Origin of the sequence: Streptomyces canus, from assembly GCF_030816965.1 — a bacterium.
Classification (GTDB): Bacteria; Actinomycetota; Actinomycetes; order Streptomycetales; family Streptomycetaceae; genus Streptomyces; species Streptomyces canus_E.
Window position 1 is genome coordinate 4,716,122 of record NZ_JAUSYQ010000002.1, and the last position, 12,744, is coordinate 4,728,865.

Consider the following 12,744-nt stretch of genomic DNA (forward strand, 5'->3'; position numbering starts at 1 on the left):
CCATGGACACCTTCGCTCTGGTCGTGACCATCCTGGTCGCGCTCTTCTTCACGTACACCAACGGCTTTCACGACTCGGCGAACGCGATCGCGACCTCGGTGTCGACGCGGGCGCTGACCCCCCGGGCCGCGTTGGCCATGGCGGCGGTCATGAACCTGGCAGGAGCCTTCCTCGGCTCCGGGGTCGCCAAGACCGTCAGTGAGGGCCTGATCGAGACGCCGCAGGGCTCGAAGGGGATGGGGATCCTCTTCGCGGCACTGGTCGGCGCGATCGTCTGGAACCTCGTCACCTGGTACTTCGGGCTGCCCTCCTCGTCCTCGCACGCGCTGTTCGGGGGCATGGTGGGGGCCGCGCTGGCGGGCGGCACCGAAGTGATCTGGAACGGTGTGCTCGACAAGGTCGTCATCCCGATGTTCCTCTCGCCGGTCGTCGGCCTGATCGCCGGTTACCTGGTGATGACCGCGATCATGTGGATCTTCCGGCGGGCCAACCCGCACAAGGCGAAGCGGGGTTTCCGGATCGCGCAGACCGTGTCCGCGGCCGGTATGGCCCTCGGTCACGGCCTCCAGGACGCCCAGAAGACCATGGGTGTCGTGGTGATGGCCCTCGTGATCTCCGGCCACAAGACGTACGGCGACGCGATCCCGGTCTGGGTGAAGATCGCCTGCGCGGTGATGCTGTCGCTGGGCACGTACGCGGGCGGCTGGCGCATCATGCGCACCCTGGGCCGGAAGATCATCGAGCTCGATCCGCCGCAGGGTTTCGCCGCGGAGACGACCGGTGCGGCGATCATGTTCACCACCGCCTACCTGTTCAAGGCGCCGGTCTCGACGACCCACGTCATCACCTCGGCGATCATGGGCGTCGGCGCCACCAAGCGCGTCAACGCGGTCCGCTGGGGCGTCGCCAAGAACATCGTCCTCGGCTGGTTCATCACCATGCCGGCGGCGGCGATCGTGGCCGCCGGCGCCTTCTGGATCGTGAGCCTGGCGTTCCTGTAGGAGCCGCGCACGTAACACGGGCCCGCCCCCGGATTCCGGGGGCGGGCCCTCTGTGTCCTCGCGGTGGCACCGCCATGCAGCACCGCGAGGGGTCGGTGTCGGCTCAGCCGAAGCGGCCGGAGATGTAGTCCTCCGTGGCCTGGACCGACGGGTTGGAGAAGATCCGCTCCGTCTCGTCGATCTCGATCAGCTTGCCGGGCCGGCCGACGGCGGCCAGGTTGAAGAAGGCCGTACGGTCGGAGACACGCGCCGCCTGCTGCATGTTGTGCGTCACGATGACGATCGTGAAGCGCTCCTTCAGCTCACCGATCAGGTCCTCGATGGCGAGGGTGGAGATCGGGTCCAGGGCCGAGCAGGGCTCGTCCATGAGGAGGACGTTGGGCTCCACCGCGATCGCGCGGGCGATGCACAGACGCTGCTGCTGACCACCGGAGAGACCCGAACCCGGCTTGTTCAGACGGTCCTTGACCTCGTTCCAGAGGTTCGCGCCCTTGAGGGACTTCTCGACGACCTCCGACAGCTCGCTCTTCTTGTACGAGCCGTTCAGGCGCAGGCCCGCCGCCACGTTGTCGAAGATCGACATCGTGGGGAACGGGTTCGGGCGCTGGAAGACCATTCCCACCTCACGGCGGACGGACACGGGGTCGATGCCGTGGCCGTACAGGTCCTCGTCGTCCAGGAGCACCTTGCCCTCGACCCGGCCGCCCGAGGTGACCTCGTGCATCCGGTTGAGGGTGCGCAGGAACGTCGACTTGCCGCAGCCGGAGGGGCCGATGAAGGCCGTCACCGAGCGCGGCTCGACCGTCATCGAGATGTCCTCGATCGCCTTGTGGGAGCCGTAGTAGGCGGTGAGCCCGCTTACGTCGATTCGCTTGGCCATGACTACTTCACTTCCAGATCAGTCGCTGGGGTCGCGTCAGCGACCGGTCTTCGGGGCCTTCCAGCGGGCGATGCCGCGCGCCACAAGGTTGAGGATCATCACGAAGGCGATCAGCGTCAGCGCCGCCGCCCAGGCACGGTCGTAGGCCGCACCGGAGCCCGCGCTGTTCGCGTACTGCTGGTAGATGTACAGCGGCAGCGAGGCCTGCGCACCCTCGAAGGGGTTGGGGTTGATGAGCGAGTTGCCCCAGACCAGGAGGAGCACCGGCGCGGTCTCGCCCGCGATACGGGCGATCGCCAGCATGATGCCGGTCGTGATGCCGCCGATCGAGGTCGGCAGGACCACCTTCAGGATGGTGCGCCACTTCGGGACACCGAGCGCCAGGGACGCCTCGCGCAGTTCGTTCGGGACGAGCTTGAGCATCTCCTCCGTGGAGCGGACCACGACCGGCATCATCAGGATGGCCAGCGCGAGCGAGCCGGCGAAGCCGAAGGGCTGCATGTCGAACATCAGCATGATCGACAGGATGAACAGACCCGCGACGATCGAGGGGATACCGGTCATCACGTCGACGAAGAACGTGACGGCCCTGGCGAGGTTGCCCCGCCCGTACTCGACGAGGTAGATCGCGGTGAGCACACCGACCGGCGCCGCGATCACCGTGGCGAGGCCGACCTGCTCCAGGCTGCCGAGGATCGCGTGGTAGATGCCGCCGCCCGGCTCGGTGTCGGAGACCAGACCCATCGAGTGGGTCAGGAAGTAGACGTCGAGGACCTTCACACCGCGCACGACGGTCGTCCAGACCAGGGAGACCAGCGGGACCAGGGCGATCAGAAAGGCGACCCAGACGAGCGCGGTCGCGACCCGGTCCTTGGCCTGCCGGCGCCCCTCGACGCGGGCCGCGACGACGTACGTGCCGAGGACGAACAGGGCCGCGGCCATCAGGGCCCACTGGATGCTGCTGTTCAGACCGGCGGCCGCGCTGATACCGAGGCCGAGGGCGACCGAGCCGACGGCGATGGCGTACGGGCTCCACTTGGGGAGGCTGGCGCCGCGCAGGGTGCTGCGGGGCTTGTCGGCGATGACGGCGTTGCTCATGCGTTGGCCCCCGAGTACTCCTTGCGGCGGGCGATGATCATGCGGGCCGCGCCGTTGACCAGCAGCGTGATGACGAACAGCACCAGACCGGAGGCGATGAGGGCGTCCCGGCCGAGGTCGCTGGCCTCACTGAACTTGCTGGCGATGTTCTGGGCGAAGGTACCGCCGCCCGGGTCGAGCAGACTGGCCTGGATGGTGAAGGTCGGGGAGAGCACGGTGGCCACGGCCATCGTCTCGCCGAGCGCACGGCCGAGACCGAGCATCGACGCGGAGATCACGCCCGAGCGGCCGAAGGGGATCACCGCCATGCGGATGACCTCCCAGCGGGTGGCACCGAGGGCGAGGGCCGCCTCTTCGATCATCTGCGGGGCCTGGCGGAAGACCTCGCGGCTCACGTTGGTGATGATCGGCAGGATCATGATCGCGAGCAGGATGCCGACGGTGAGCATCGAGCGGGGCGCGCCGCCCTGCCACTCGAAGATGCCGGTCCAGCCGAGGTAGTCGTCGAGCCAGCCGTAGAGGCCGTTCATGTGCGGGACGAGGATCAGGGCGCCCCAGAGGCCGTAGACGATGGACGGCACGGCGGCGAGCAGGTCGATCACATAGGCGATCGGACCGCTCAGCCTGCGCGGCGCGTAGTGGGTGAGGAACAGGGCGATGGCGACCGCGATCGGGACCGCGATGACCATGGCGATGATCGAGGAGACGATCGTGCCGAAGGCGAGGACGGCGATGCCGAACTTCGGCGGGATCAGACCGGTGTTCCACTCGAAGGTGGTGAGGAAGTTCCCGTCGTCCTTGCCGATCGCGATCGAGGCGCGGTAGGTGAGGAAGACGGCGATCGCGGCCATGATCGCCAGCAGCAGGATGCCCGACCCCCGGGAGAGACCGAGGAAGATCCGGTCACCGGGCCGGGTGGCGCCGCGGGCCGCGCGTTTCAGCTCGGCCTCGGTCTGCTGGGGGGTGGGGGGAGATGCGTCTGTTATCTGTGTGGTGTCCATCGGGTTCTCCGGTCTGCTGAGCCACACGCGATGTACGGCTCCTGGCGGCGGTGCACCGGACGGTGCGGTCGGACCGGGTCCCTCGACGCGGGCCCGGTCCGACCACACGCTCAGGTCAGCTCAGGCCCTCGATGGTGGTGCGGACCTTGGCGATGATGTCGTCGGGGATCGGCGCGTAGTCGTTGTCCGCGAGAACCTTCTGGCCGTCCTCGGAGGCGATGTAGCGCAGGAACGCCTTGGTGGCGGCCAGGGTGTCGGCCTTGTTGCCCTTGTCACAGGCGATCTCGTACGTCACCAGGGTGATCGGGTAGGCGCCCTCTGCCTTGGTGGCGTAGTTCAGCTGGAGTGCCAGGTCGGAGCCGGTGCCGACGACCTTGGCGTCGGCGATGGCCTTGGTGGCGTTCTCCACGCTGGCCTCGACCGGGGCGGAGGCACCCGTGTCGATGCTGACCGGGTTGATGCCGTCCTTGGCGTACGACAGCTCCATGTAGCCGATCGCGCCGGAGGTCTGCTTCACCTGCTGGGCGATGCCGGAGGAGCCGGAGGCCGACTGGCCGCCCGCGGCCTGCCAGGCCTTGCCGCCCGAGTAGGGCCAGTCGCTCTTGGCGGTGGCGATCAGGTACTTGGTGAAGTTGTCCGTGGTACCGGAGTCCTCGGAACGGTGGAACGCCTGGATCTTGAGGTCGGGAAGCTTGGCGCCGGCGTTCAGCTTCGCGATCGCCGGGTCGTTCCACTTGGAGATCTTGTTGTTGAAGATCTTCGCGAGCGTCGGGGCGTCCAGCGTGAGCTTGTCCACGCCCGGGACGTTGTAGCCGATCGCGATCGGGCCGCCGACCATCGGGAGGTCGATGGCCTGGCCGCCGGAGCAGACCTTCTTGGAGGCGGTGACCTCTTCCGGCTTCAGCGCGGAGTCGGAACCGGCGAAGGCGACCTGGCCGTTGGTGAAGGCGGTGATGCCGGCGCCGGAGCCGCTGCCCTTGTAGTTGATCTGCACACCACAGGCCTGCGTGAACTGCTTGACCCAGGCGTCGATCGCGTTCTTCTGCGCGGAGGAGCCGTCGGCGAGCAGTTGGCCCTTGGCGTCGTCGCACTTGACGCTGCTGGCATTGGCGGTCGAGGACGCGCCGCTGCCACCGCCGTCGCCGGTGTCGTCCGAGCCGCACGCCGTGAGGGCCAGGGCGCCGGAGACGGCGAGAGCACCGAAGGCGAGGGCCCGCCGGTTCTTGCGCTGAAGCTTCACTTGAGTTCCTTCCGGGAGCCGCCGTCCTGAATCCGGCGGCGTGCGCGAAGTCTGGGAGACACGGATGCGCATTCGTGACGCACCACGCATCGCGTAAGGCCGAAATTAGGCAGATCAGGTGAAGGCGTTCATGGCCGGAAGTGAACTGCGGGTGAACCCCTGCAGAAGGTGCGGTGAGGTCACGGAACGCTTACGTCGAGGGCACAGTGTGATTCCGGAACCCTCCAGGGAACCCTCACCCCCTCAGTCCCGTCTCGTACCACGGAAGCCGACGAGGCCGACGAAAGGCACGGACACATGGAACGGCGTACGTTCATCGGGGGCGGCGTGGCCGCGATCGCGGCGGTGACCACGGCCGCGTGCGACGGCGGGGGGAGCGCCGGCGCCGCGCCGAGCACCGTCGGCCAGTCCACCGTCGGCCAGCCCCTCTCCTCCCGTACGCCCGCCGCGGCCGCCGCGAACTGGTCGGCCCTCGCCCGCGACCTGGACGGCCCGCTGGTCCGCCCCGGCGACGCCGACTGGGCGACGGCCCGGCAGCTCTACAACACCCGCTTCGACTCACTGAAGCCCGCGGCGGTGGCGTACGTGACGCATGCGGACGACGTACGTACCACTCTCGCCTATGCCCGCGCCCACGGCATCCGGGTGGCGATCCGCAACGGCGGACACTCCTACGCCGGCTGGTCCTCGGGAAACAACAGGCTGATCGTCGATGTCTCCCGGCTGAACCGCGTGCGCGCCTCAGGCGGCACCGCGGTGGTCGGCGCCGGCGCCAAGCTGATCGACGTCTACCGGGCTCTCACCGCCAAGGGCGTGACCATCCCGGGAGGCTCGTGCCCGACGGTCGGCGTCTCCGGTCTCACCCTGGGCGGCGGTCACGGCGTGGCCTCCCGGGCCTACGGACTGACCTGCGACAGCCTCACCCGGGCGACGCTGATCACGGCCGACGGCAAGGAGCTGACCGCCGACGCGTCCACGAACAAGGACCTCTTCTGGGCGCTGCGCGGCGCGGGCAACGGCAATTTCGGCGTGGTGACCGAACTGCACTTCAGGACCCACCCCGCCCCGCAGGGCGTGACCGCGTACGCGACCTGGCCGTGGTCCAGGGCGGCCGCCGTGGTGAAGGCATGGCAGGAGTGGGGCCCCACCCAGCCCGACGAGATCTGGTCCTCCTGCCACCTGGAGAACGGCGGCTCGCCCTCCGTGGCGGTCGCGGCGTTCTCCCTGGGCACCTACGGCGAGCTGCAGAACGCGCTCGACCGCCTGGCCGACAGGATCGGCTCACCGGCCCGCAGCGTGAGGCTCAGGCGGCACTCCTACGAGAGCGCGATGGAGGCGTACGCGGGCTGCTCGTCCTTCGCCACGGACGCCAGGTGCCACCTGCCCGGCTCCACCCCGGGCCGCTCCCCCCAGGGCGCCTTGGGGCGCGAGACCTACGCGGCTCACTCGGACTTCTTCGACCGCTCGCTCTCGGCGGCGGGCATCCAGACCCTCCTGAGGCAGATCGCCTCGGTCCGGGGCGGCTCGGGCAGCATCGCCCTGACCGCCCTCGGCGGAGCGGTCAACCGCGTCTCCCCCACCGCGACGGCCTTCGTCCACCGCCGCTCCCGCATGCTGGCCCAGTACATAGCGTCCTGGAAGGCGGGATCGACGGGCACGACGGCCCGGTCCTGGCTGACGGGAGCCCACGACGCGATGAAGCCGTACGCCTCGGGCGCGGCCTACCAGAACTACACGGACCCGACGCTGAAGGACTGGCGGAAGGCGTACTACGGCGACGCGGCGACAAGGCTGACCAAGGTGAAGAAGCAGTACGACCCGCAGGGGTTCTTCACCTACCCGCAGTCGCTGTAGCCGTCATGCGCTACGCGGCGAGATCCCTCTCGGAGGCCGCGGCCTCCTGCCGGGCCCCGGGAATCACCGGGGCCCCCCGCCCGACGCCTCGCGCGCGGACGATCCACGCCCCCTTGGAAGACCCCTCGACCGCCTTCATCACCGGCGTGAGAAGAGCCATCGCAAGCGGCGACAACAACAGAGCCACCGCCGTCCCGAGCGCGAACCCGCCGATGACGTCCGTCGGATAGTGCACACCCATGTACACCCGGCAGAACCCTTCGAGCAGCGCGAGCGCGATGCCGAAGAGCCCGAACTTCCGGTTGACCACGAACAACCCGGCAGCCATGGCCATGGTGATCGTCGCGTGGTCGCTCACGAAGGAGTAGTCGGTCTTCCCGGAAACCAGGACCTCGAGCCCCTCATGGGTCCGGAACGGCCGGGGCCGCTCGACGAACCCCCTTATGGGCACGTTCACCAGCACGGCCAGCGCGGCGGCGAGCGGCGCCCACACCAACGCGGCCACGGAGGAAGCCGCGTCCGGACCCCCACGCCGGCGGCCCGCCCACCAGCACCACAGGATGAGCAGCACCATCCCGAGCAGGATGCCGTACTCCCCGACGTACTCCATGACCCGGTCGAACCAGTGCGGGGCGTCCTTGGCCAGGCCGTTGATGTCGTAGAGCAGGTCGACGTCGGGGTTCGACCCGGATTCGGCGAGAACAGCCATGGTGCTGCGGCCCCTTCGTCGTCTTTCCCGGCGTACCCATGTGCGCTCGGCTACGCCCTCAGGAACGCATGGCTTCCGTTAATACGTTCCACTCTCCACTGAATGATCACGCAGACGTTATCGAAGAGAGACACATCGCCGCAGCTCAGGGGTGGGTTTCACGCTCGGTCACACCGTCGTGGGCAATGCTTTCGCGCCATCTTCGGTGACCCGGGTGGCACCGAAGTACTCAGAAGTGTCGATCGGGTCGAACCGGATCACAGCACCTGTTCTCGGTGCGTCGATCATGTACCCGCCGCCCACATAAATCCCTACATGGTGGATGGCGCGCGAGTTGGTGAGGTCCGTGGAGAAGAACACCAGGTCCCCCGGCAACAGTTCACTTCTGGCCGGATGCGGCCCGGCGTTGTACTGATCGTTCGCGACGCGCGGCAGCGTGACGCCCACGCTCTCGTACGCGGCCTGCGTCAGCCCCGAACAGTCGAAGCGCCCGCCCTGCTCGGCGGTACCGGTCCCGCCCCACAGATAGGGCGTCCCGAGCTTCTTCTGCGCGTAGTAGATGGCCCCGGCGGCCTGCTTGGAGGGATCGACCCGGCTCACCGGCGCCGCGAAGCTCTCCTCCAGGGTCGTGATGGTCTTCACGTAGTTCTGGGTTTCCTTGTACGGCGGCACGCCCCCGTACTTGATGACCGCGTAGGCGCCCGCGTTGTAGGAGGCGAGCATGTTCTCGGTGATGTTCCCCGGGACGTCCTTCACATAGGACGCGAGCGAGCAGTCGTAGGAAGCCGCCGAGGGAATCGCGTCCTTGGGATCCCATACGTCCTTGTCGCCGTCGCCGTCCCCGTCGACCCCGTGCGTGGCCCAGGTCCCCGGAATGAACTGCGCTATCCCCTGCGCCGCCGCGGCGCTCTGGGCCTTCGGATTGAATCCGCTCTCCTGGTAGAGCTGGGCGGCGAGCAGGGCCGGGTTGATGGCGGGGCAGAGGTTGCCCCACTTCTGCACGAGGTTCTGATAGGCGGCCGGAACAGCGCCCTTGGCCAGGGCTCTGGTGGCTCCGCCCACCCCGCCGGCGAGGTTGCCGGCGACGACGTAGACCCCCACGACGAGCAGCATCACGAAGCTGAGCCCCGCCCCGAGAACGGCGCCCGCCACGAGCCACGCCTTACGCACCGTCAACCGCCCCTCGCCCACTGGGAGTCCGCCCGCGTCAGTCTAGGAGCTTCCCCGCGGGAAACCGTGGTACTCGGCGGGGCGGCGCGAGGATCAGCAGACCACGTCCCGGTAGAGCGCGGCGGCCTCCGCCCCGAGGACCACGCTGTACGACACGTCGGGCGTCGCCCCGCCCTGCTCGTGCCCGCCGAGCACCCCCACGACCTGCCCGTTCCCGTTCACCCAGGGACTGCCGCTGGTCCCGCCGGTGAACTCGGGGCAGTCGATGCGCTGTTGCGTGCGGCTGTGCGCGGTCGGCTTGTTGGTGCAGCTGATCGGCAGGTCACGGGAGGAGGGATACCCGGTGACGGTGACGGCGGTGGCCCCGGTGGCGGTGCCGGTCACGAACCGGTTCCCGCCGACGGCGTCCTGGATGTCCCCCTGGACCGTGGCGAAGGCGACATCACTGTCCTCGTCCTGCCCCTTGGACCACCCCTCGGGCATGTACCGCTTGAGCACCTTCCATTTCCCGTACGGCGCTCTGCCGTCCCGGTAACCGGGCACGAACACGAGGTCGCGGTCGCTGTCGTCGAGACAGTGCGCGGCGGTGACGATGAGGTCCCGGTGCGGGCTGCGGACGACGGAGGCGGTGCAGTGGTGCTGTTCTCCGTCGAACAGGGCGCCCACCCGGGCGTTCGGCGAGGTCGCCGCGGCGACGGTCGTCACCCCGAAGGGCCCCGCCCCGTCGTCGGCGACGGCTTCCGAGGCCGAGGTGACGGTGAGCAGGACGGCGGCGGCGTGGAGAGCGAGACGTGGCGTGCGCTTCACGGAGGGAAGCATTCCGCACGAAGGTGAGAAACACGTCAAGGGGCGAGCAAGGCCGTGGTCACCGTGTGGATCGCGCGCTCCAGGGCAGCCGGACCTCGACGACCGAACCCGGGAGGCCTGTGTGTTCGACGGTTTCGAGCTGACGCGGTGCGAGGGCGACGACGGGGTCCGGCTGCGGGTGCGGCACGGCGGCGGCGGCCCGGCCGTGCTGCTCCTGCACGGACATCCCCGTACCCATGCCACCTGGCACCGCGTCGCCCCGCTGCTGGCCGCGGCCGGTCACACCGTCGTCTGCCCCGATCTGCGCGGCTACGGCCGGTCCGACAAGCCCGCGACCGATCCGGAACACCGTCCGTACTCCAAGCGCGCCATGGCCGGCGACTGCCTCGCGGTGATGCGCCGCCTCGGGCACGAGCGGTTCACGGTCGTCGGGCACGACCGGGGCGCGTACGTGGCCACCCGGCTCGCCCTCGACCACCCCGGGGCCGTGTCCGCCGTCAGCGTGCTGGACGCCGTCCCCATCGGGGAGGCCCTGCGCCGCTGCGACGCCGGCTTCGCGGCGAGCTGGTGGCACTGGTTCTTCCTCGGCCAGACGGACAAGCCCGCCGAACGCGTCATCAACGCCGACCCCGACGCCTGGTACACGGCCACTGCCGAGCAGATGGGCGCCGAGGCGTACGAGGACTACCGGCACGCGATCCACGACCCGGCCACCGTGCACGCCATGTGCGAGGACTACCGGGCCGGCCTCGGTGTCGACCGGGGGCACGACGACGCCGACCGCCGGGCCGGCCGGCGCATCAACAGCCCGCTGCAGGTCCTGTGGGCCACCCGCGACGACATGACCGACCTCTACGGCGACGTCCTGGCCGTCTGGCGCGACTGGGCGGGCGCCCGGCTGGAGGGCGGTCCGATCGACTCCGGGCACCACATGGCCGAGGAGGCCCCGGAGGAACTCGTCAGCGCACTGCGCGCGTTCTGGGCGAACACCGAACACCTGACCGGATCACCCTGAGGCCGACAGGGACACCGAACGACCGACTCAGCCCCGCGTCCCCGCATTCCGGGCCACCGCCAGACACCCGACCACATCATCCTGAGCCCGGCAGGGACACCGGGCCGACTCAGCCCCACCGTCCCCGCATTCCGGGCCAACGCCAGACACCGCATCGCCCGAGGCCGACACGGACACCGAGCGAACCGACTCACCCCCGCATCCCCGCATTCCGGCCGAACACCGAACACCCGACCACATCACCCTGAGCCCGACAGGGACACCGAACGACCGACTCAGCCCCGCGTCCCCACACCCTGTGGAAAGCGCGTCCCCGTCAGTTCCTCCGACGCCGTCCACAGGCGCCGGGCGACGGTGGGGTCGCTCGCGGCCGTGCTCCGGCCGACCAGGGTCGGCGCGCCCCTCATCTCGCCGAGCCCGTCCGGCCCGACATAACTCGCCCCCGGCAGTTCCTGCGTCGCCGCGTACAGCGTGGGCAGTGCGCCCGCGCGGTCGTCCTGCGCCAGGAACCTGTTGCCGAACTTCATGAACACCCGGGCCGCCGGGCTCGCCGCGTGGCTCTGGAGGTTGGTGGCCGAGTAGCCGGGGTGGGCCGCCAGGGCACGGACCCCGGAGCCCGACTCCGTCAGCCGCCGCTGGAGTTCCAGCACGAACAGCAGGTTCGCCAGCTTCGACTGGCCGTAGACGCCCCTCGGGTCGTAGTCCGATGTCATGTTCAGGTCCTCGAAGTGGATCCGCTGGTCGCCCCAGCGGTGCGCACCCGAGGACACCGTCACGACCCGGTCGGTGACATACGGCAACAGCAGGTTCGTCAACGCGAAGTGGCCCAGATGGTTCGTGCCGAACTGCATCTCGAAGCCGTCCACCGTCCGCTGCTGCGGGATCATCATCACGCCCGCGTTGTTGATCAGCAGATCCAGCGGGCGGTCCCACCCCGCCGCGAACTCCCGCACCGACGACAGGTCCGCCAGATCCAGCCGCCGGACCTCCGTGCTGCCGTTCACGGTCCTCGCCGCCGCCTCACCGCGCTCGGGGTCCCGTACGGCGAACACGACGTGCGCGCCCGCCCCGGCCAGGGCCTGCGCGGCCCGCAGTCCGATACCGCTGTTCGCCCCCGTGACCACCGCCGTGCGGCCGGTCTGGTCGGGGAGGCGGGTCGCGTTCCACTTCTGCTGCTTGTCGGTAGCCATACGCTCGAATGTAGACGCCGCCAACAATGCTGTCAATGACAACAATGCTGGCATCGCCTACATCCGGATACGATGGCATCCATGCCAGCCGAGAAGCCCGAGACCCGCCCCTACCACCACGGAGACCTGCGCTCCGCCCTCCTCGCCGCCGCCGAGCGCACCCTCCGCGACAAGGGCAGCGCCTCCCTCTCCCTGCGCGAACTCGCCCGCGACCTCGGCGTCAGCCACGCCGCTCCCGGCCGGCACTTCAAGGACAAGCAGGCCCTGCTCAACGCTCTCGCCCTGGTCGGATACGACCGCATGGCCGAGGCCCTCGAAGCCGCCGACGAACCGGCGCTCCCCCTCCAGGACCGCCTCACCGTCCTGGCCCGGGCCTACCTTGGCTTCGCCATCGACAACGCCGAGCTCCTTGAACTGATGTACGCCCGCAAGCACGAGCCCGACGCCGCCGAGCAGATGGCCGCCGCGATCGACCGCACGGTGGGCGCCCTGGAGCGGGCCGTCGCCGCCGCCCAGCAGCGCGGCGAGATCGTCGACGGCGACCCCGAGCAGCTCACCCTCGTCGTGGGCACCGCCCTCCACGGCCTGGCGTCCTTCGCCGTCACCGGCAAGTTCACCACCGAGGCCGCCATGACCGCCGTGTCAGGACTGGTCCATCACCTGATGTACGGCCTCAAGCCCCGCTGATCCGGAGTCCCGCCCGCCCCCGCCACGCATCCGGGGATTGTGTGCGACGCGTGTAGATGGTCAAGCCGTGACCATCCCCCGCCCATCCGCCC

General features: G+C 69.4%; 12 protein-coding genes. 4 read left to right on the forward strand and 8 right to left on the reverse strand.

The features are described 5' to 3' along the window. The first annotated feature begins 2 nt into the window (after nt 1–2). The gene (locus tag QF027_RS22610; protein WP_306979392.1) at nt 3–1,001 is read left to right on the forward strand and encodes an inorganic phosphate transporter; all 999 of its coding nucleotides are present in this window, start codon (nt 3–5) and stop codon (nt 999–1,001) included. 103 nt (nt 1,002–1,104) lie between these two features. On the opposite strand, the gene pstB is transcribed toward QF027_RS22610, so the two are convergent. The 4 genes from pstB to pstS all read right to left on the reverse strand — a co-directional run bounded on the left by pstB (nt 1,105) and on the right by pstS (nt 5,220). After that, nucleotides 1,105–1,881, reverse strand: a complete 777-nt coding sequence (pstB, locus tag QF027_RS22615) for a phosphate ABC transporter ATP-binding protein PstB (RefSeq protein ID WP_306979390.1) — start codon at nt 1,879–1,881, stop codon at nt 1,105–1,107. A 36-nt stretch (nt 1,882–1,917) separates the two neighbouring features. Further along, a complete protein-coding gene (pstA, locus tag QF027_RS22620; RefSeq protein WP_306979388.1) occupies nt 1,918–2,979 on the reverse strand; it encodes a phosphate ABC transporter permease PstA in 1,062 nt (353 codons plus the stop codon). Next, nucleotides 2,976–3,980: a phosphate ABC transporter permease subunit PstC gene (gene pstC / locus QF027_RS22625; protein WP_307076613.1), complete on the reverse strand. Its 1,005-nt coding sequence runs from the start codon at nt 3,978–3,980 to the stop codon at nt 2,976–2,978. The genes pstA and pstC overlap by 4 nt, the downstream gene beginning before the upstream one ends. Nucleotides 3,981–4,095: 115 nt before the next feature. Next, nucleotides 4,096–5,220, reverse strand: coding sequence for a phosphate ABC transporter substrate-binding protein PstS (gene pstS, locus QF027_RS22630; protein WP_306979384.1), 1,125 nt, complete (start codon nt 5,218–5,220; stop codon nt 4,096–4,098). 297 nt (nt 5,221–5,517) lie between these two features. On the opposite strand from pstS, the gene QF027_RS22635 reads away from it, so the two are divergent. Beyond that, on the forward strand, nt 5,518–7,074 hold the full coding sequence (locus tag QF027_RS22635; RefSeq protein WP_307076615.1) for an FAD-binding oxidoreductase: 1,557 nt from the start codon (nt 5,518–5,520) through the stop codon (nt 7,072–7,074). Nucleotides 7,075–7,084: 10 nt separating this feature from the next. Here QF027_RS22635 and QF027_RS22640 read toward each other — a convergent pair whose 3' ends face one another. The 3 genes from QF027_RS22640 to QF027_RS22650 all read right to left on the reverse strand — a co-directional run bounded on the left by QF027_RS22640 (nt 7,085) and on the right by QF027_RS22650 (nt 9,772). Next, complete coding sequence (locus tag QF027_RS22640) at nt 7,085–7,783, reverse strand: phosphatase PAP2 family protein (protein ID WP_306979380.1); 699 nt, start codon at nt 7,781–7,783, stop codon at nt 7,085–7,087. 168 nt (nt 7,784–7,951) lie between these two features. Further along, nucleotides 7,952–8,959 (reverse strand): C40 family peptidase, encoded by a 1,008-nt coding sequence (locus QF027_RS22645; protein ID WP_306979379.1) that lies wholly within the window; start codon nt 8,957–8,959, stop codon nt 7,952–7,954. A gap of 87 nt (nt 8,960–9,046) precedes the next feature. Then, a complete protein-coding gene (locus QF027_RS22650; protein WP_307076617.1) occupies nt 9,047–9,772 on the reverse strand; it encodes a trypsin-like serine peptidase in 726 nt (241 codons plus the stop codon). A 109-nt stretch (nt 9,773–9,881) separates the two neighbouring features. Here QF027_RS22650 and QF027_RS22655 point away from each other — a divergent pair, with 109 nt between their 5' ends. Continuing rightward, complete coding sequence (locus QF027_RS22655; RefSeq protein WP_307076620.1) at nt 9,882–10,775, forward strand: alpha/beta fold hydrolase; 894 nt, start codon at nt 9,882–9,884, stop codon at nt 10,773–10,775. 275 nt (nt 10,776–11,050) lie between these two features. Here QF027_RS22655 and QF027_RS22660 read toward each other — a convergent pair whose 3' ends face one another. Further along, the gene (locus QF027_RS22660) at nt 11,051–11,965 is read right to left on the reverse strand and encodes an oxidoreductase (protein ID WP_306979374.1); all 915 of its coding nucleotides are present in this window, start codon (nt 11,963–11,965) and stop codon (nt 11,051–11,053) included. A 72-nt stretch (nt 11,966–12,037) separates the two neighbouring features. Between QF027_RS22660 and QF027_RS22665 the strand changes: the two genes are divergently transcribed. Then, the gene (locus QF027_RS22665; RefSeq protein WP_306979372.1) at nt 12,038–12,652 is read left to right on the forward strand and encodes a TetR/AcrR family transcriptional regulator; all 615 of its coding nucleotides are present in this window, start codon (nt 12,038–12,040) and stop codon (nt 12,650–12,652) included. Nucleotides 12,653–12,744 lie beyond the last annotated feature (92 nt).